Genomic DNA, 23,519 nt, shown 5'->3' with positions numbered 1-23,519 from the left:
TCGACAGTCTCGTGACCTCGGACGAGGCAATGATTTTCGTCCACCGACTGCGTGGACGCAGCAGAGACGAGATCGCGGCCATCCTCGGCATGTCTCGCACAGCGGTCGACAGCCGGATCCGCCGGACCGCACGCAAACTCGGGGTCCGTACCGAAGTTGCGACGGTCGCACGGCTCGTGCGGATCGTCGACGCCATCGAATCGGAAGGTATCTATGTCGTCAATCCCGAGCGCGTCGCGACCGCGCTCGCCACCCTGCGCGATCTCGCCCGCACCTTCCACCTCACCGGTCTGCGAGATTCCCTCACCGACTACGCCGCCGTCGGCGCGGACTATCTCTCGGCCCTGATCACCGTCACTGCCCATGAACTCGCACACGGCGATCGCGAACAGGCGCAGGCTCATCTGTCCACCCTGTTCGACGCGATCATGGCCCTGCTCAACCGATTCTCCGATGTGGCCGAACTCCGAGCGGCGCTCGGGCCGCTGCACCGGTTGCGGCGCACTCTCATCGAGGACCCCAATCCCGTATCGACGGCACCGGAACTGGCAGCCGACAGCCCCGCGCGCCGCGTACTCGACCAGGCCGTGGGCTATCTGCGAACCCGGGCCGTCCCGGAAGAAGTCCTCGCCTGCATGCCCTGGGTCGTCGACATCCTCGGACAACACGGCCTCCCCGTAAACCCCACCACCGGCCTCGCGGCCGCCGACTTCGAACACGCCACCTCCGCCGGACTGCAACACCAGCCCACCACCCCCTTCCACAAATCCGCCGACCCGATGAAGGCGGTCGTAGACACACTCCGCGGCGCACCCATCGGCACCTTCGCCGTCGCCATCGTCGGCAGGGGCGACAACGCGCACGCCTACATCATCACTCGCAAGACCGACCGCACCACCGGACTCACCAACACCTACATCCACGACCAGCTCACCGGCGGCGACCCCCGCCCCTACCTCGACTGGAAAGCCACCTACACCAGCCCCGAACACACCTACGTCGCCTACTTCGACCCCGCGGACCACGGCACCCTCACTCCACGCACCGCACCCATCGACTCCCAAGTCCACCCGAGCTTCGCCGGCATCGACATCACCGGCCCACCCGAAAACCCGGGCGGGGACAACCACCAACCCACCGCCCGGCCGCGCCGCGCCTTCGCCTCCCAGGTCCGCACCTGGCTGCGGTGGCGTCGCGACCGCCCCGGCAGCATCCCGACCTCCTACACCACACTCGGACAGTCCCGCGACCGCCCCGACTCCACCGTTACATCCGCCGCCCCGAACGGGAACAGGCACCGACCGGCGAGCCGTCCCTTCCTCGCACGAGTCCGCAGCTGGCTACGGTGGCGCCGCGACCGCACGCCACAGGTACCGAACTCCGATCACGGTAGTCAGGAACAGATTTCGTTCCGGCAGCGGCTTCGCACGGAAGCGGATCTCCGCTGGCGCCTGCTCGGCACCCAGATCGGAGCATTCGGTGACTCCGTCATGGAATCCGCCCTCGCCATATGGTCGGTCGGCATGTTCGGGGCGGGCCCGGCCGGGGCGATCGTCGCCGCTTCCCAGATCCCTCATATTCTCGCCGCCCTGTACGCCGGATACGGTGCCGATACCGAGAAGCTGATGAAGCTCGCCCAGGGGGGCCAGCTGATCGGTGCGGCCCTGCCGGCCGCCACCGCCGCGGCGATCGTGACCGACGCCCCCTTCCTACCGATCTTCGTCGCCGCGACCATGTTCGCCGATGCGATCGCCTATGAACTGCGCAAGGTCACCGACGGAAAGATCACCGAGCTCATTGTGGGCCCCGATCACGCTGCGGGTTTGCAAAGCTTCACAAACATGGTGTCCCCGATCGTCACAACGCTCGGGACCGCACTGGGGCCGCTGCTGCTCGCGTGGTCGTCTGCGTCGGTTTTCGCCTTGAACGCCCTCACATTCCTGATCAACTGGTGGACGTTCCGCCTACTCCCCGACATGGCGACCGGACCGCAGCGAGCGAACTCGACAGCAGTATCCGAGTCGTTGCCGGAGAAAATGACGAGACTGCTCGACAGCTCTGTCGAGGCGATCACGAGGTTCCGGGACAGCTACGCGGAAGCCCGCAGGTTCGTCAAGCGGACTCCGGTGCTGAACCGGCTCGACCGTGGCATGGATATGCTCAATCTGTATCTGGGCTTCCAGGGCCTGTATTTCGCCTCGCTGCTGCACGAACACGGACTCACCGGCCCGCAGCAATCGGTCGCCAATCTGGGACCCGCGGTCGGGGCGTTTCTCGGCGGAGCCGCCAGCACGCGGCTCGTCGAATGGATCAACCGGCGCCGGTCGACCGGAAACGAGGACCGACCACCACGACGCCGGCCGCGGGTGCGCGCCGGGGCCGCGGAGAACGCGCAGGCCGTTATCCTCACCGCGGCGGCCACGGTCGCAGCCGTAGAAGCGGCCATACCCTCTCCCTTCGCCGCGGCGCTGGGCTTGGCGGCCTATTCGGCGACCAGCAGCGCCATGGGCACGGCTATGTGGGGATATTCCCAGCAAGTCATTCCGCCCGCGTTCAAGGGCCGTCGCAGAGGGTTGTTCGTGGCGACGAGCCGCTCAACCTATCTGCTCGGCGGGGCGATCGCCGGAGCATTGATCCCGGTGGATCCCTCCGTGGCCGGCTGGACCGCCGCCGCTGCCGCGGGGACATTCGCCGGCGCCGCGGCCGGCCGGCAACTGGTACGCAGTAATGCCGCCGCCCGCGTCGTCGAACCGATCCGCGCCTGGCTGCGCCGAATCATCGCGAAACCCGATCGCTACGAAATCACCACCGCGACAAAGGGAGAACTCGCCGCCGCCTACCGCGCCCTGGAACGAGTGGCACCCGGCGACCCCGTCGCCACCACACTCGCCACCGCGAACCTCGCCACCATACGGGCTCACCTACCGCAACTGTCGCCGACGCAGCAGACCGCGGTGATCGCGCTGATCGCCCACCACGGCACACTCGACGAGGCCGTCACAGCACTGGCCGCCGATACCACGCTGACCACCACGGTGGCCCGCACCGTCGTCGCCGGCGCACTGCACCGGCTGGCGCACCTGGTCGCCCGAGCCGACAATCTGGCACACGCCGACAGCTATCTCACCGACGTCGAATGGCAGCTGCTGAAGGCCGCGGCCACCGGCTCAGGCCCCGGAGCAATAGCCGAAAGACGGCGTGTCACCACCGAATCCGCCACAACGGTGTTCGAAGAACTGATCGCGAAGTTCGGTGCCACCGACGCCGCGACGCTGGTCGCCGAGGCAACTCGCCGCGGGTACCTCGACATCACCGATCTGAGACGTGCCCCCCGGCCCGGCGAGGTCGGATTGTCCGAGGACGCCACACACGTGCTGCGACTGGTCGCAGAAGGGCTGTCCGACAAGCAGATCGGCGCCGTCCTCGACCTCCCCGAAACGCGGGTCCGTGACCACCTCCGCACCATCGGCGAACAACTCGGCACGTACGTCCGCTCCGCGATGGTGGCTATCGGCATCGCCGAGGGCGTACTCGATATCGCCGGTGAGCGCGCGGGCGGGCACCAGCACATCGCCACGACCATGCACGGGCGCCCCGGAAATACCCCGACCGCGCCGGACGCCGGTACCACCCGGGAAGCGGACCTCGTCGCGATTCGATCCCGGCAATCGACACTCCGCGTCGATGAACTCGTGCAGCAGGCTCTGGCATCGTCGCCCATCGCGGCAGGATCCACGGTCGCGGCGGCGTGCGGAATTTCCGAACTCCGATTCGGCCACGAATACTTCGCCGACGCGAACACCGCGACAACCATCGAGGTACCCGATGACGACGCTGCTCTCATTCTGCGATACACCGGTTTCCATCCCCGCGAGTTCCTGCAGTACACCCGCGCGCGGCACTACCGGAAATACACCGCGCGGAAGAAGCCCCTCACGACGACCCCCACCCTCCGGGAACTCGCGGAGTCCATCGAAAATCCTGACCTGCCTACGACCCTCGCATATCTCGTCGTCGAGTACCCGAAGAAGAGCGCGGGCTTCGATGACGAATACGACATCAACTCACACGTTGTCACCTTCGCCAGAGGCCCCGGCGGGGAGCTCTTGCTCCACGAACTCCGCCGCGACCCCGAGGGCACAGTGGTCCTCGATGCCGATGGCAACACCATCGAACAGACCCTGAGTGGGAGAAAGGCACACGACCGACGCAAAGAACTGGAAAGCCAAGGCGCACGTTTCACCGTCCTGACCTTCGACACCACCGGCCGGCCCGAAACCCTCGACAACCGCCGCGGGAAACAGACAGCCGGATCCAACACTCGCATCGGCGCCGAACAACCCGGCGCCGTCACGCCGGCCGCCGGCCGGGTCGAGGATACTCGGTTACCTTGGGCCACCGTCGAATCCGCAACGGCTGCCCCGGAACCGCAGCGACCGACGAGCAGTGACCAACCGAGCCGCGTCACGCCCTGGACTGCCACAGAGCTGAACTCCGACGATAAATCCGCGAGCGGAGCGCTACCGGAGACTGGGCGCGAAAAGCCTACCGAAACAAAGGATCTCGCCTCCGCCGGACGCATCATTCGGGACGACGAAGCCCTCGACCTGCCCCGTGCGGCTACCCGTGCCAATCGCACCGGACTCGTCACCCACCTCGGCAAGGACCCCACCATCGTCTTCGCCGACGATCCGCGGGTCGACGACGATGCCCACGCCAACCCCGCACGCCGGAAAGGCGAGCAGCCGAACCCGAACACCGGCACAGCCGAGCAGTCGACAGCCGATACCGACGCGGACTCGAACGGATCGTTGCTCCGCCTGATCCGCACCAGCGGCGAGGCTCGGAATCTCTTTTCCGGTCAACTGGTAGCGGAGATAGGAACCACGGCATCCCAAAACGCGCTCATGTTGCTGATGATGGGCATCGATCCACAGACCGCGGCCATCGTCGGTGCGTTATCGGATGTGCCGAGAGTCGCGCTGGCCCCCTTCACGGGCTACCTCGCCGATACCATCGCACCCACCGGAATGATGAAGCGGGCCAAGCTGGCCATGTTCGCCGCCTCCACCGCCGCCGCTGTCACATCGGGATTCCATGCGCCACACATGGTTCCGATCCTGATCGGCGCGAATGTGCTGAACATCGCGGCCGACACCGTCTACGGGCCGGCCGCATTCCGGGTGAACCGCGAAATCATCGGGGACAACGAACGATTGAATCAGGGATACAGTCAATACAACGCCTTCGTATCCAATCTCTCCCGGACGATCGGGACCAGCCTCGCGGGAGCGCTGGAACCGTGGTTGATCTTCGGACTCGACTCGGCGGCGTCGGGCATCAACGTGAACGGCCTGCGCAAGGTCCGTGAACTGCCACCTGCTCCGAAAACCACTGAGCGGAAAACGATTCGGGACCATTTGCGGACGGTGTTCGCAGCCGGTTTCGACGCGTTGAATCAAGACAGGATCCTGCGCAACTACACCTGGAATCTCGTCGTCACCAACGGATATCTGGGCGTGCAGCACTTCTATTTCATTCACTCGCTGGCCGCGGCCGGCCTGTCCGGCGCCCAGACCTCCGCAGCATTCATCATGCCTTCGATCGGCGGCATCATCGGCAACTCGCTGCCCAAACGATGGTTGAGCAAGGTCGATGTCCACAAACTGCTGGCCGCCAGGTACGTCGGTTTGACCGGAATGGCGGCCAGCGCCCTGCTCGCCGCGACCACGAACGACCCGTTCATCGGCGGGGCCGGTTACGCGGCGGGCTGGGTGGTCCTGGGCGCCGCGGGCGTACACACCAACGCCTACTTCAACCGGAAGGTGCCCGCGGACCGGCGCGGTCGGGCCAAAGCCTTCATCGACGTCACCCGGATCGCCGCCTACTCCCTGGCCGGGCTCGCCGGTGGCACGCTCGTCGCCAATCAAGGATCGACAACCGCCGCGATCGGGATGACGGCGGCCATGGGCACCATCGCCGCCGGATCGGTGATACGCCGATTCGATGTCCGAGGGCGGGTGGAGTACCTGCGCACCTCGCTACGGGACACCGGCAACACACCGGCTCCACCGATCCACCACGACACCCGGGCCCAACTCGTCGCCGGACACACCACCCGGGAACAACCCGCCGCGGCCCGAGTCCTGTCCGTCGACGGCAAACCGGTGGTGGAGCTGCGGGGCCGCCCCGGTATGCCGGACGGCACCCACACGGTAGTCCTGGGCACCGCCCGTCCCGACCGGAACTCGCCCGAGGCGGTCCGTCGCTTGCCCTACCGCGCACAGGCATTCGCCCGCGCCGAGTCCCTGCCGGACCGAGCCGACACGGCCGGCAGCTACCTCGCCGACCTGATCACCGCGGCGACACACGCATTCGGCACCGGCGATGTGGACACCGGCACGCGGCATGTGAAAACCGCGGTCGACCTCCTGACCGCGATCGAGCCCGCCATCACCATCGCCCGCACAGCACGCGCCGAGCTCGAGCGCCTGTATTCGGCACTCGTCCCGACCGCCGACGCGGACACCGCCCGGCTCGTCGCGGACACACTCACCGGACCCACCGAACCGCGCCGGCTCGTCGACGAAGCAGTGAACGCCCTGCGCTCCATCGGCTGCATCACCCACGTAGCCCGGACAGTGTGGGCACACGGCAGCGACCGAGGAACCATCCCCGAGCGTTACGCCACCGACCTCGATGCCCTGCACCGCGCCATCGGCGCCCTGACGCGCCCCGTTCACACCCGGCACGACCCGCGAACCGGCACAACCACCACACCCCTCACGACGATCCGGAACACACTGCGCGACGGCGAAATAGCCGTCGTCGCCGCCGCCGACACCACGACCGGAATCGCACACGCATGGACATTCCACAACATCGGCGGCGAACTGTTCGTCACCGACAACCTCATCCCCGACGAGCCCGGCGTCCCCCGCATGCGCCACATCGACGACTGGCAGACCCGCTACAGCGACGACACCGACCCCGGCCTCCGGTACTTCGCCGCCTTCCCCGGAACCCAGGAAGACCAGGCATCGCCTGTCGCAACCGGCCACAACGCCACTCACGACCTGTCCGGGTTCCACATCCTGGGCAATCCCGCGAACGACGAGCCCACACCCCCCGAGAGCGCCTCGGGACGGGAGGCGACCTCGGCAGCCCACAGTTCGTCCACCGACCCCGAGTTGCAGCGCACCATCCGCCGACACCGCACCGATGGTGACTCCGAAAGGGCAACCGCCGCACTACGAAAGCAGTACGGCGAGGACCTCACCGATTGGCTGGCCGGATATTTCCCGAACCAGCCACGCGTGGTCGCCGACATCACCACCGAGATCCTTACCCGAACTATCGCCGACTACAACGACACCGACACCCTCGAGCGACAGCTCGACCACGCAACACGAATCGTTCTCCCCACACACCTCGATGCGGCCCGATTCCGCCGCGACATCCTGCGCATGGTAACCGCGGGCACCACCAATCCCATCACGATCGAAAAGGCCACCACCCTTCTTTCCGACACCACCTTCGCGGAACTCGATATGAGCCTGCGATCCAACACCCTCGACGACGAGCAGAAAAGAATCATCCGGCGAAACTGGCCACGCAGGAATCAATCATCCCTCCCCACCGACCCGGTCCGGTTCCGCGGCGCTGTCAACAGCTTCCTCCGCAACATCGCCCATATCCGTCGACTTCCCACCGTCGATCTCAATTCCGACCACCTCACCGATGAGCAGACCGACCTGCTGGAACTGCTCGCCGCCGGCCGGACCGGCAAGCAAATCGGCGATCATTTCCACCGAGACCACTTCTGGGTGATCCGTGAAGCACAGTTGATTGCGGATATATTCGGAATTCCCTACAACCGATTCACACTGATCGCCGAGGCCGTACGCCGCGGGCTCGTGACCCCTGGCAACCAAATAGACGACCTACGACAACTCACCCCGGAAGAAATCTCTACCCTCACCGAAATAATCGCGGGAAGCGATACTGCCGCCGTCGCGGCAGCAATCGGGATGACCCCGGACCGCACCCGGGCGCGCATCAACGACATACTTCGCAAGCTGGGCGTCGGAACCGAAATGGAAGCGGTGGCGGTGAGCGTTCACGCCATTGAGCTGGACGGCCAGACCGACCTGCTGACCGGCCTCGCGCGCGGTGAGACCGACAACGATATGGCGCGGCGGCGAAATCAGAGCGCACGCGAGGTCAAGCGCCACATTTCGCACATGGCCGAGAGGTTGGGAATTCCTCTCCGGCGAACCCGGATAGTCGCCGAGGCCACTCGCCGCGGACTGATCCGGCCCCATCCGAGGAAGAAGGCGGCTGTCGGGACAGTACTCACACCACAACAATTGACAGTCCTTACGCACAAGATCGATGGAAGAACCAACCGAGAAGCTGCCGAAGTTCTGGGCAACAGCCCGAACACGATCAACTTGCACGAGCAAGTCATCCTTCGTCGCCTGAAAGCCGCGACCATGGCCGAGGCCGTGGCGATGACCGTTGATGCTATGGATCGCCACAATGCGACAGCTGCCGACGATCCCCGTCACAAATACCGCGTCTACGCAACGGAACGCACGTCGGCGGCGCCACAACAACGACTGCGACACCTTGCCGAAGCCATCCGAAATGGAAGTGTCGATCCACACCCCGATGAAGTCGACGATATCTCCGCCCTCCTCACACCGCGACAAACAGAAATTTTTGCCTACAAGATTCAAGGCCGAACCACGCGCGAAATCAGCGATATCCTCGAAGTAAAGCCGCACACAGTCAGTGCAACGATGTCGGCGGTTGTTCGCACACTCGGGGCCTACGATGCGTTCGAGGCGGCGGCAAAGGCGGTTCGCGCTGTCGATGCGGTGACGAATTCGTCCGGCCGGCAAGCGGATACGAATGTTGCCGAGACCGCGGAGAATCCGCCCGGGGGTGCGCGGCCCCAGGACCCGGAGATCGGGGACGAGGATGCCGCCCTGGACCGCCCCCGCCGAGCGCGGCGCGGCACATCGGCTGCCCGGCCCGTCCGATGGAACGATCCTTCGGTCTTCTTCGCCGACGACCCGCGCGGTGGCGACAACGTCAGTGCCGTCCGCAAACGCGGGAGAGGCACACGGTCATCCGGCCCGGCCGAACCCGAAACCTCCACTCCGGTACCGAATGCGGCCACTCGGATCTTCGACGCGGTTCATGTCGTGATCGCGGACCAGCGAGCGGCGGCAGCGCTGGCCGCGACCATTATCGAAGAATCCGAGGGTCTCAGCGACGCCGACGCCGTCGCCCGTGCCCGGGACCGAGCGCGCGAACATCTGCGCTTCACCCGGTGGCGGCAGGCGTTGGTGGCGGCCATCCCCTCGGACCGGGCCGACCGTGCCGAGGCACTGCATCGGGTGAGCCCGGAGCAACTCGAGGACGGTCTGCGGGCACTGGACCCGGTGGCGCGGCAATTGCTGGAGCTGCAATTCCACCACGGCCTGACACTGGCGACAGCAGCCAGGCGGCTGCACCTGGCCGACAGCCGCGCGCGGACCTTGACCGACAATGCCCTGCACCAGTTGGTGGAACCACTGGACGCTCCGCTCGAGGTCACCCGCACCGCCGCGCCGAATATCGTCGTCGTCGATCCCGGCGACTCGATCCCCGGACTTCCCGCCGCGGCCGATTGCCGGCACTTCGGCGGCACGACCGGTGTGCCACTGCCGGATTCGGTGGCCCGCGCGATGGCCGAACTCGCCGCGCTCAACCTGGCGAATGCGTTGTCGGCCAACAACCATGACAATGTCGTCCTCAGCGACGGTCGCGGCGGGTATTTCATGGCCAGGTTCCCGAAGGCAACCGCCGACGACCTGGACACCAAGACCTTCGACGAGACCCGGCTGCTCGAGGAACTCGCGCGCCGGGGCGTCGAACCGGCCTCCCACGTGTTCGCCCTGGTACCCGGGGTCGTCCTGCCGAACGGGACTCGGGTCGACGTGCAGATTCACGACTTCGTCCTCGATGCCTCCACCGCGGCCACGGCGCCGGGGTTGTCCGAGGAGGCGGTGATCGCCACGATCCGTCACCTGCACGAGCGAACGAAGAATCCCGGATCGACACCACGTTTCCTCTTCCTCGAACAGCTGATCGCCGAGGAAAGAGACAAACTGGCCGGAGTATCGCCGCAATTCGTTCCGATACTTCGAAAGCTGGGCCTTCCACCCGATTTGTTCGGCGCGGTTGCCGAAAGAATCCGACGGAGTGGTCGTGCCACCGAACCCATTCGGTACACCCTCATCCATGGCGACGCCAACGACGGAAACGTGCTGGTGCGCGATGACGGATCGGTGATCCTTCGAGATTGGGAGCTGGCCAGGTCCGGCGATCCGCTCTACGACTTCGCGTGGCGAATGTTCCTCGTCTCGGATCCGGACAGACGGCGAATCCTACGTTCCGCGCTGGGAGGCACCAACACCCTCGTCGAGGCCAACCGCGTCGCGTTGGACATCTATCTGTCGTTCATGAACGCGCAGCGTGTCTTCCACGATGCGGTGCGGTTGTCGCATCGCGCGGCGAACGGCACACTCACTCCGGCGGATATCGCATTCGCTCGCACCGAATTCCTCGACGCGATACGCGCGGTACAGCGATCGTCCGGACTCTCCTCCGGGTCCCGGGAGATCACCGAGGAGAAAGTCTTTCGGGCATTGGGGATCTGGGACGCCACCCGGCACACCGGAACCGGCCATTCGAATACCCGGTACCTGGACCGCATGGTCGCGATCGCCAACCGTCAAGCTCCCCCGCGACCCGCCACCGGTGCGGTCGCCACCCCGGACCTGGTCAACGCGACCACTCGAGAGCTCTTCGACTGGGCCCGAAGCCTGCCGGTGGCAGAGGCGTGGCGGGCGGTCATCGACCTGCGCACCGAGGCCACCGGACACTTCGCCGCCCTCCACCGTGGAGAACGCCCGGCGCTCGCGCTCATGGCCGGTCCGGCGCGCGGCTTGAACGCACTGATCATCGCGTTGCGCGACCGTTTTTCGGATCTCACCTACCTCGTCGACCCGGACTACGTGCACCTGCTCAACAACGCGACGCTGAAGCGGGCAGCGACCGATATCGCGTCGTGGGCGCCTATCGCCCAGGATATGCGCGCCGGTGCCAAGGTCGTGATCGACGCGAGTGCGGACACCCACTTCGACACTCTCGGAACCAACGATCAGCTGGAAATGCTTCCGATATACACGGCGACGGCCCTGAGCCTGCGCCGGCTGGCCGCCCTGGTGCGTGACGCCGACCGATCCGGATCCGACGAGACGATGCGTGACCTGCTCGTCACCACCGCGCAGAGATTGCAGGACTATGACGCCCATTCCGCCTTCTGGCACGACGCGACCGACGGGCGTCTGCGGACGCGAGTCCTGCAACAAGCCGACCAACGACTCGCCGCGGTCCGTCAGCGGTTGCCGGAACGGGTCGCGGCCTACGCGCACGCGCGCACCGCGGCCGAGGATCCGGACAAGGTCGCCGCGGGCGCAGGGCTCGCCGCCGATCTCCTCACCATCGCGACCTATGAGCTCACTCAGACCACCGATTACGAATCGGGCATCGCCCACGTGCACGAGATCGGCGAGATTCTCGACGAGCTCTGCGTGAACGTGGATGTCGGGGCGGCACTGCGCCCAACGGTGACTGCCATCCGGGACCTGCACACTCGATTGACACTGGCGCAGCGACTCGAAGAGCACGGGCACGTCTCGGCCCAGCGAATCCAGCACCTCGCCGACGAATACCTGTTGTCCGACAAGACGATCCGCGCAGCGCTCAGTGCCCTGGCGCCCGCGGCGGTGGGCGAGGACCCGCTCGTGAGTGCCTTCTTGACGATCGTCGGGCGGGTGCGCGCGATCGTCGGCAGCACCGACGCCGCCCGCGACATCGTCGTCCGGGCGCGCGACGACGTGGGACCGGCCGCGGACTTCGACACCCTGGCGGCGGCCGCACACGAACTCGCGATCGAGCAGTGGCGATTCGCCCGCTATCGACAGCGTGTGCTGTATGGATTCCAGCGCACCACCCTCCGCGACAAGAACGATCCGCAGGTGCGTGCCTTGCACTCGGCCACCCGGCAGCAGTGGGAAGCCTGCCTCGACACCCTCGAGCCCGACGAGATCGAGCACTTGCGCCGGATCGACCGGTACGGCGTACCCGGCGACCTCGACATCGCACGGCGTGCCCGTGCCCGCCTGGCCGCGCGACTCGCGGCCGAACGAGCAAGGGCCGCCGAGGCCGACGCTTCGGCGGAGCCGGTGACCCGCGCCCCGATCGGCGAGCGAATTCCCAGCCTGTTGCCGCCGAGCGGGTACAAATATCTCGGTGGCACTGCCGGTGTGGAGATGCCCGACCACATCGCGCGAGCCCTGCTCGAGGAAGCGTTCAACAACCTCGAACTCGCCATGTCGGGCAACTACCACCTCAATATTCCGGTCGGCGATCCGGACACCGGTCAATTCCTCGTCCGGATCGATGTCGACAACGGCGATGGGCTGAACGCACGGACCGAAATCGAACATGAGCTGCTGAAACTACTCGCCGAATACAATGTCGACACTCCTCATCGGGTATTCAAGGTGATGCGGAATGTCCGAATACCCAATCGCAACCACGCGACGGTGCAAATCCTGGGGTATGCCCCCGGCGTGAGTGTCGGTGACGCCCCGGATGTTCCGCTGCGACGTGTGGCCGACGCGGTGAAGCGACTGCATCGGCAATTACGGGCAATACCGGTGAAGCCGATCGACCCAGGTCAGTTCGTCCGAGAGCGGATCGACGCGCTGATGACCACGGTCGAGAGTCACCGCGAGGAATTCGGCTCCTACTTCGACCGGCTCGGCGTCACGGATGAGCTCTTCGCGTTACTGCTGGAGCTGAGCTGGCGGATGGACCCGGAAAAGTCGCAACTCATACACGGAGATCTGAACCAGGGCAACCTACTGGTCAAAGCCGCGGACGGCAGCATTGTCGCGATCGACTTCGAGCTGGCGGGATCCGGACCTGCCTCGTTCGATATGCAACGCTTCCAACTGCTGGCAGGCGATACGGACAACAGCACCCTGCCGTACGCCTTGCTGTTCTACGCCGAGCGCCTCGTCAACGACGCGATCCGGCTCGGCCGCGCGGCCGCTCTGGGTGTGCTGACACCGGAGCAGATCGAATTCATGCACCACGAGTTTCGCGATGCATGGCAATTCGTACAAATGAATTCGGGGTCCGGGCAGCCTATGCCCGGCTTCGCCGCGCTTTTCGGCATCTGGGCGACGGGACCCGCCGAGATCACCGAACCCGCTGTCACAGTGCCGAGATCGGGCGCCGATCAACGCGCTCGCATCATCCCCCGCTTCGCTTCGACGGCACCGGTGGCCCCCGATTTCATTGCGGCGCTGGGTGAGGCGTCCGGAGCGAACTCCGTCGAGGAGGCCGAGCCGCCCATCCCCGACCTGTCCGGCGCTTCGTACGCGACACTGCAGGATCGAGTCGGGCAGCTGAGCGATGCCGAGGCACGCGCTTGGCTCCGGCGACTGCACAACGAACTCATCGACCATCTCGATGGCATCCGACGCGGGCTGCGCCCGCACGGTGACACCATGATCACCACCGCGCGAGTGTCGAACGCGCTGTTGCACGAGCTTCGGGCACGAATCAATGGGGAGTTCGGCGACGAGCAGCTCGACGACTACCGCACCCTCTTCGACACGGCCAGAGCGGCCGCTGTCCGGCTACCGATGCTCCAGGCCATCTACGCAGCGGCAGAGACACTGTCCGATATCACCGCCGCGATCGACGACCGGGGATCGGTTGTCCGCGACGCGGCGGATCTTGCCGAATACTATGGCCGACAATGCTACTGGGTTCTCAACGCGCTGCGCTACGTGCCATGGGGACAGGAGCAGGAACTCGAACCGGACGCCGCACCGACCCTCCCGCACCTCTCACCGGTCGAGGAGGTCGTCAGAACCCTGCGCACCGTGCCGCTCGAACATCTCGGCAAAAAGGTCGATCACCATGTGGCCCAACATCGCGGGAACGGTGCCGATCCGGCGGTCACCGAACTCTTTCTTCACTTGGACGAGCATGCGGCGGCCTTCGCGCACGCCCGGACCGCTACCGGCACCGTCTCGGAGGAGGACTTCGCCGGCGCCGCCGCCACCTATCTGTCCGATGTGCTCGATATGGCTGCCTACTACCTCACCCGCTCCGGCGATATCGGTGCCGGTTTGGACCGGCTGCGGGAAGCGGCCGATATCGCGGCCACCGTGGCGAACCGGCTGCCGACAGTGGCCGGCGCCGACATCGCGGCCGCCGAAATCCTGCAGCTTCACAGCGCCCTGACCGAAATGCACGATCAGACAGCCGCCTATAGGCGCAGAGACATCGCCGTGTCCGTTCTCCGGACCACACCCGATTCCACCTTCCTCCGGACAGTGGGCAACGTCGTGGCCGCCCTCGTTCGAATGCACACCTCCGCTCCGGAGCGCTCCCAGGACTGGTACCGAGCCATCCCACCGGCATGGCTGCGATTCAGGGCCGGCCTCGATACCGCGCAGCCGACAGCCGACGACGAGGTCGAGGTCGAGGTCGAGGTCGAGGTCGCCATCCCAGAGGGAACCCTCGACAACACCGACGACGATGACGATGACGAAGCCGTCTTCGAGGTCAATCCCGAACCTGTCGCCGAAGCCATCCGCCGCCTGCCGTATCGCGAACGGGCCTTTGCGCGTGCGCGCCGGGCCGGATCCGTTCCCGACCAGGCCACGGCCGCGGCCGGCTACCTGGCCGACCTGACGACCATGGCCACCCATTCGTTCACGATCGGAAACCTCGACGCGGGACTACGTTTCGTGAGGTCCGCGATACGCCTGCTCACCCTCAGCGATCCCACCTCCACCTCGGCCCTGATCGGCCTCCAGCGGCTGCTCGATGGCGTCGTTTGGGCAGACGACACAGACCATGCCCTGCGAATCGCCCGGCAGTTGACCGGCGTCACCCATCTGCGCCGGAGCCTCGACGACGCGGTGGTCCACCTACGCTCCGTGGGCTGCGTCACCCACGTCACCCGAACCATCTGGGCATTGGGCAACGACCAGGCATATGTGCCGCGCCGCTGGGCCACCGACCTCGCATCGACCGAAGCCGCCATCGCAGCCCATCTGCACCGGGTACCGACCCGTGTCGACCCCGCTACCGACACCACCATTACCCCCCTGACGACCATCAAGGCCACGCTCCTCGCCCGCGACGGCAATACCGCGGTCGTCACCGCGGGCAACGCCCGCACCGGAATCGGGCACGCGTGGGTGATTCGAAACAACGGGGGCAGGCTCTACGTCACCGACAACCTCATCGACAACGGCCCGGGTATCCCCCGCACGCTCCCCATCGAAGACTGGGAGACCGAATACAGCAACGACTCCGACACCGACCTGCGCTACTTCGCCGCGCACTTCGAAGTGGACGATGACGGCGAACTCGGGCCGGTGGACACCGGACCCGTCGACAGTGATCGCGAAGTGCCCGAGTTCCGAATTCTGGGCAGGGACGTGCCGGACAACCGACCCCGCACTGCCACAACACAACCGGATGAACAACCGATCGAGGAGAGCGATCAGCGGCTCGGTGACCGGGAGGCCGCGCCGACGGCACGCCCCTCCCCCGATCCGTTCGGCGCCGACCAAGATCCACGCGATCCGGTCGCCGAACGCAACCCCGCCGGCGCACGCAACCGCCGCCGACGCAACCTCGGACAATCCAACTACCGGGGTCCCATCGGCGGAGTCGAATTCATCAGCCGTGAGGACTGCACCCCGTGGGCCCCGACACCACCGGGCGAACCGTCGTCCGCGGCGGAAGGCACGCCGCCCGAAGGCGTCGCCCCGCCGGCCGAGGACACACCGGCGAGCAGCGCCGGCACAACGCCGTGGAGCGCCCGGGAGCAGAAGGCGAGCGAACATTCCAAGGCCGCCAACCACCTCGGCCCGAGCGATGAGACGGCGCACCTTTCCGGCCATGAGGAATCGACACCTGGCCGGCGATCGGCCCCCGCCCTGTACCTACCCCGGCCGGACACCCTCGAGGCGGAGTTGCGCGGCTTCGGCCCGAGTTTCCGCTACGTCACCGATCTGCGACGAATCGCGGCCGGTGAGCAGCACGGGAGCGACTGGATCGACAGCCCGGACTACTGGGACTGGCAACTGGGCTGGCTTGCGGAACGCGGTACCCGCCTGAGCATGCTCGCCGCATTCTCCGCCGCCGCGTTGGAGGCGGAAGTCGTTATCGGCCTTCCCAATACAAGTGGAGGCCCGTTACTGCTCGACCAGCTACGGCCCCGGATGCCCGGAGAAATGATCGTCATCTACAAGTTCCGGACGATGCCGATCAGCGAACGGGAGCAACCCAGCGGCCGCGGCACCGCGGCACGTGCCAGCGCCATCGGCCGAGCCACGCGGGACCTGTCGCTGGACGAGCTTCCGCAGTACGCGTATATCGCGATGGTCGCCGCCCGTCCGATACTCCAGGTCGATCGCGACCTGACACGACCATTCCTGACACCAGGTGAGTTCGAGTATTTCGATTCGATTCCCCGAGACGGGGTGTACGGGCTGAACTATCCGGGCTGCCGAGTACTGGAGCGAGAAGCACCGGCGTACTTCCGAGCGCGGTATGCCGGTGACAGCCTGCTACCCCAGATCGCCTGCCGGCCGGTGTACGACCGCTTCCTGAACCACTGGATCGAGCCGTATCAACGTCGGCACGCCATGCGATTGCGCGATGGATTCCAGGGCGCGGCCTCGTCGCCGGAGAATCGAGTTGCCCAGTGGTTCACCTCGGTCGTCGCGGACACACTGGTCGCGCCACCCGACGCCGCCCCTGACATTCTCGACCGCGCGCTGCGCGCGCACCTGCGCCGCCGCACCGGCACATCGGCGCCCGCCGACGATACGCTCTGGCGGTTCGTGTCGACGACGAAGGAGTTGCTCGCCGGCGACTACGACTTCGGTCACTACCTGCGACGCCGCGAGCACCCGGAAACCGAGGGTTATGCCCGGACCGTCCGCACGGTGGTCCTGCACCGCCATCCAGCGGCGGCGGTCGCCCGTGTGCCGTTCCTCGCCAACGTCATCGACGCGTTTCCCCCCGACCGGGCCGTCGATCGTCGGCCGTCCGGGTCCAACGGCCCGCGGCCAGGTCCGGTGGCCACGTTCGCCCCCGAATTCGATCCGGCGGTGCTCGACCGCCCCGCCCGCGCTACCGACCAGCGACCGATCGGCCACGTCCCCGCGGAACCGCAGTGGGCCATGGGATTCCACCACCGCCCGGACGGACAACCATGGCAAGCACCGAAGGCTCCGGCCGGCGCACCCCGACCAGCGAAGCAGCCTTCCACGCAGCCCATCCGCGAGGCGGATGCCGAACAGCAGCTCGACCGCGAGGCCGCCGCACGAGAACCCGGACAACCGGCGACATCTCGCCGCCCGTCCGGCACTGTCGAGCAGGCACGTCGGTTACACGACACGTTTGCGAAAGTTGTGCTGGGACAGATTGTTCCGCGCGCACATGGCGATCGAGACCTCGTGCGGGACGTCCTGCGGGAAACGTTCCTGCGCTTGGCCGGAGAGGTGGCCGAGCGGGGCGCGGCCGCTGGCACCGCGGCACGCGCTCTGGCCATCGCGGTGGAGGCATTCGAATTCGAGGAATTCCGGCGCGGCTTCCCCGATTTCCGGAGCCGGATCGCCGCCGCGGCAACGAACAGGGCGGCCGCCGCCGCATTGACCCGCGCCGACGCACGCCGGATGTGGCAAGCGATCGCCGGGCTCCGTCCGAACGAGCGCCGAGCGGTTCTGTTGCGGTACTCCGGGATGAGGTTCCTGTCGCTCGTCGAGGTGATGAACTGCGCCGAAGCCGATGCCGAAAGCATGCTGAAACGCGGCGTCGGTCAGGTCTCGGCGGCATTACCGCCTGCCGAATCCCTCGCATCCGAGGAAAATTCGCCCCAGCGGGTCACGCTGGCGGATGTCGCGGCGGCTGCCGGGGTCTCGATCACCACCGTCCACTTAGCGGTGAACGACCGGCAGGTATCGAACATCTCGGCGGAGACGAAGCAGCGGGTCCGCGCCATCGCCGCAGACCTCGGCTATCCACTCGACAACGACACGGTGCCGAGGGCCGACGGTGTTCAGGAGCGCGCAACGCAACTGGATCTCGCCGAGGCCACCGGCATGGGCGTCGACCAGGTGAACCGCGCGCTGGCCGGCAAGACGAAGGACTCCACTCGCGAAGTGGTCGAGGCAGCGGCCGCCGCGATCGGCTATCACCGACGCACCGGGGCGGCCGGCGCGAAGCGCGTCACGCTGGACGACGTAGCGCGCCACGCGAACACCAGCCGGACGACGGCAAGCCGGGTGATACGCAACGAGCCGGTGCCGCCGGACATCACAGCTCGCGTCATGGCCGCGATCGCCGAGACCGGCTACGAGGCAAGCGTCTATCACCGCCGCGCATCCCCCGCGGCCCCGGGTCCCGAACACGACCCCGGCACGTCCGGGCCCGATCCGACCCCGGCTCCCAATACTTCCGCGCCGGAGGCGAATCCGGCGCCGGCGATGGCGCTCGGGATCGGCGACGCGGGAAATGTGCACCCGGCAACCGCGGGCGTCACCGAACTCGTGGATCTGATGAATCGTGGACTGATCACCAGCGAGTGGCTCACCCGTTGGTATATGGCGCGCATCGAAGCCGTCGATCCTCAGCTGCACGCGGTCGCCGCGCTCAACGACCGCGCGATAGCCGAGGCTCGTGCCGCGGATGCCCGGCGCCGCGCCGGCGGCCCGCACGGACCGCTGCTGGGGATCCCGGTTCTGGTCAAGGCGAATATCGATCTGGCCGGTACGCCGACGACAGCCGGCACGGTGGCCCTCGCCCGATCCGTCCCCGCCGCCGACGCATGGCTGATACAGCGCCTGCGCGCGGCCGGGGCGGTCATCCTCGGAACCACCAACATGACCGAGCTGGCCAACTTCGTGGACTCTTCGATGCCCCTCGGCTACAGCTCGATACTGGGCGACGAAGTGGTCAGTGCCTACCACCCGACATGGGATGTGGGTGGTTCCAGTTGCGGCTCCGCTGTGGCGGCGTCGGCGGGACTGGCACCGCTCGCCATCGGCACCCAGACCTTCGGATCCATCATTCACCCGTCCATCGCGAACTCGCTGGTGGGGATGAAACCAACGGTCGGACTGATATCCCGGACCGGGATCGTCCCTCTCGCGAACTGCCAGGACACCGCCGGTCCGATGACAAAGACGGTCAGCGACGGGGCAGTTCTACTGACTGCCATGACGGGCATCGATCCGGACGATCCCGCCACGGCACGAAATCCACTGGCAGGCCATGACTTCACCCTGGATCTGAACCCGGACGCGCTCCGGGGAGCTCGAATAGGAGTGCTGTCGAACATGATTCCCGCCGAAGAATCGGCGGAACGGCCGCTGTGGGATGCGGCGATCGCGACGTTGCGGGCACAGGGCGCGACCGTCGTTCCTGTCACGCTCGACACCGAGCTGAGCGAGTCCAGCGTGCTGGTCTACGAATTCAAACGGGATTTCAATACCTACCTGTCGCGGCTACCGGACTCTCCGATCGGCTCGCTCGCCGATCTGATCGAGTTCCACAACGCTCATCCGGAGCAGACATTGCGGTACGGCCAGGGCCAGTTGCTGGCAGCACAGGCGATCGATCTCAGCCCCGGCAGCCCCGACACCGCGAAGTATCTGACGGACCGAGCGCGGGATATCGCCGAAACCAAAGGCCGGATCGACCCGCTGATGGCTCAGCACGACCTCACGGCATTGGTGTCCTGGAACACGTGGTGGTTCGGCGGCGACCGAGCCGGCTATCCCTGTTTCACTGTTCCCGCCGGGTACCGTGCGACCGACGGGAAACCCTTCAACCTGACCTTTGTCGGCCAGTCTTGGAGCGAGCCGACCCTGATCGGGTACGCCTATTCCTACGAGCAAGCGAGCCGGCTGCGTCAAGCTCCGCCCGAGCAGGTCGAGGGCGTGCGAAAGCCCAGTGGCGGACAGCTCGGCGCCCCCTCCTTCGGATCGGTACCCGAATCACCGCTGAGCGACGGCATACGACTGCGCGCCCACCGCCGCGACATCGAACAGCTCCCGCTCGTGCACATGGCCGGTGAACACGGATTCGGTCCGGGCACGCACCGGTTCTCCGGCACACTCACCGCCACGGACCTCCACATACTCGATCGCCTCGCGGCGGGATGGGATATGTCCGCCATCGCATCGGAGCTCGGTATGACGCCGTCGGCGGCACAGTTCGCCGGACGCCGTATCCGCCGGTACCTCAGCTATAGGCGCCGCGCCGGACACACGGCCGACCAGCCGGCCGAAGACTCGGCAGCGTTCACCCTGCCGAATCCCGAGTCGGCGACATCGCCCGAGGAAGGTCAGTTCCTCGAGTGGTGCCGCGATCGGCTGTCGGCCGAGAGCGGACAGCCGCAACAGGGCGTGACCCACTACGCGGAGATGCGGCGATTGGAACAGTCCCAGATCGATCGCTGGCTCGCGCGTGCCGGACTCGAACCTGCGATGTTCGAGGCCCCCGGCAGTGCCCGGTTCCCGAGGCCCGGTGCCGATCCGACCCAGTGGCACCGCGGCGTCCGCCGATATCTGGCGCTGACCGCGAAGGATATGGACGGGCTGATCGACGCACCGGCCGGGACGTGGGCAGCGGCCGAGCAGGGCGGGCTGCTCGAGACGACGCAGGTCCGGGCGCTACTACGCCGCGTCCCGGGAGCGCGCGATGCGTACCGCGCAGTTGCCCGCCACTATCCGGATCTGCTCACCGAGAGCGGTGCGCCGAAATATCCGGAGGGGCACCCCGGACTCGGAGAGTTTGTTGTGAGTTTCGGGGACTCGCACAGCTGGACGACAAGTCGGCTTGCCGCGGCGATCGCAACAGATAAAGCCCGGATCCGCGAATGGTGTAACGGCCGGAGACCTGCCCCGGGCATCGCAGCCCGTGTATCGGAATCGATCTCACGATACCTTCCGATAACTTACGCTGAAGTCGCCGAATGTTATGGATATCCGATGTCGACGATCAGATATCCCAGCTTCACCTCGACACGCTCTTTCGGTGAGTTCTCCCGCGTCTTCCGGTACCTGAACAATCTGACGGCACCGGAGGCTGCCCGAATCTTCGGCGCACCGACGACTTTCGTCCGGAAACAGGAGACCGAACAGCAGATAGCGAGTTACGACTTGATCATGGTGCGCGCCTATCGGCGCGGCTTGCATCACGCGGGATCGTGGAATGACATGGCCCGCTCCTGGGGGTTCCTGCACCCATTGGATCCCATGTCCGACGCCCCTCCCGAACCGGTATACGACGATATTCATCAATGGTTGCGCGCGCTGCGGATCCACGCCGGCCTGACCACCAGACAGCTGGAATCCCGCACCGGGATACCACGAGTACAGCTACAGGGCTACGAAGACGGCCGGATACCGAACCTGGTGCGATTGCGGAAGTTGCGAGACGCCTTCGGGATGGAAAACGCTACGCTGCGATCCGCACTCAACCGCTATTGCTTGCGATTCGGCCCTGCCCTGAACGACCGAGACGCACAGCTCGCCTGGGAACTGATTGCCACTGAGCCCGGCTCCGCCGAGGAGCGAGCCGCAGTGCGGCGTTTCACCGAACGTTTCGTGTGGGTCGCGCAGGCGGCAGCGAGGACATGCAAGATCCCGGGTCACCAGTACGACGATTTGGTCCAAGCGGCCGCCGAGGCGATCACTCGCGGAGCCTACAAATGGGTTCCCTCCGGAGATTTCACGCCTTATGCATGGTTCAAGGCAGTCAATGAGCTGCGGAAGTTGAGCTATGCAAGCCGATACCCGAACCTCGATGCCGCGTCCCGGATACGCCTCGGCATCGTCAATTCCTATATCAAGCGTCGCCGCGACGAGACAGGCGCCGAGCCCGATAACGACGAAATCGCGGCCGCGGTCCGCATACCGGTCGCGGAGGTTGCCGAACTCCGCGAAATCCATCCACACGGGGCGGTCTCGTTCGACTCTCCGGCGGAAGAGGGCTCCCGGCCGATCGGCGACAAGATCCCCGACAATTCCGGGACCTTCGACCGTCCCGAGGATGTCGATCGTGACGAAGCATACGAATGGGACACGCGGTTCCTCGCCGATCTGCGACGTTCACTCGCACTCATGCCGGATCCCGAACTGGCGGAGCGGATCGTCATGCTGCGCCTCGGCGAGGCGATCACACCGCAGGAAGTCATCGCCCGCCTGCGGCTCGATATGACCATCGAGGAGATCGACCGAATAGCCGCATCAGCCTTGGAGGATATGCGGCAACGGTTCCCCGACCCGGAAATCGAAGAGCATCCCCGAACCCGGAACGAGATCGAGCGGCGAATACCCGAGAGCGCCGGTCGCACCGCCCGGCCCGGAATCTACCGACCCCGAATATCGTCGGAAGAGGCCCGAGAACTGTGCGAGCAGGTCCGGAATCGAGAGCCGAATTTCGATGGCACCGACAACAAAGTCTATCGAGTTGACACACGTTCGGGCCCAGCGGTGCTCAGAGTAGCAAAAGAAGAACTGCACGAGAGTTTCCTGAAGAAATGGATGCCCGAGAACACAGCCATAGAATACGCACACGAGTGCGGTGTGCGAACCCCCGAAATCCTCTACGCTGGAGTCGACCCCACCACGGGCCACGAATTCACAATAATGCAATATATTGACGGCGAAACACCGGCCAGTGACGCTCCCGACCTGATCGATTGGTTGCCCGATCTCATGGGCCAGGTTCAATTGACGTCGGCACACCCCCTTCCGAAAGACTTGAGGATGGACATTCCAACGTGGCAGCAGCTGGTGATCCAACGTGCCGACAGCGCGTATCACAGCCTGCCGCAAGATCAGATGTCGAGGCTCCGGGAGATCAGGGTCGGCCCATTGTCGGAATATATTCAGCCGGATTCCGGTCGCGCCGGCGAACCGGTGATCTTCGCACACAACGACCTTTATAATTCGAACATTCGAATCGATTCTCGCGGGAAGATATGGATTCTCGATTGGGAATGCGCCGGCCCCAGCGACCCGCTCTATAACGCATCGTTCTTCCTCGAGCGTATGTGGGGAATGGAGGAGGCGACCCGCGCTCGGGCCACTGCGATGTGGATCGAGCGGTCTTCGCCCGCGAATCCTGCCGTCGATCCCGAAGCGGTGCTTCGCGTATACAGAATGCTGGCAGACTGGAGAGGAACGGTAATGAGCGCTGAGGAACTGCCTCGCACAGTCCGCGCGGACCCGGCCACCATGGAGAGCTGGGTCGACCTGTTCCACATGCGGTCTTCTCGGCAATCCAATTTTCTCGACTATTCACGGGACGAACTGCGCGCACGACTCAGCCGATGGGTCGGATGA

1 protein-coding gene (cut by a window edge) is annotated in these 23,519 nt (G+C 65.9%); it reads left to right on the top strand.

Going from position 1 to position 23,519, the window contains the following annotated elements; translation table 11 throughout:
• Positions 1-23,519, top strand: partial view of an amidase family protein gene (locus LKD76_RS04725; protein WP_227985501.1) — the 3' portion only. 11,812 nt of this gene lie to the left of the window's left edge; 23,519 of the gene's 35,331 nt are visible here — the last part of the coding sequence; the start codon falls outside the window, past its left edge; it ends in the stop codon at positions 23,517-23,519.

It is taken from the genome of Nocardia spumae (assembly GCF_020733635.1).
Classification (GTDB): domain Bacteria; phylum Actinomycetota; class Actinomycetes; order Mycobacteriales; family Mycobacteriaceae; genus Nocardia; species Nocardia spumae.
The sequence above is the reverse complement of the archived record's forward strand: the minus strand, read 5'-3'. Positions and strand labels throughout refer to the sequence as shown.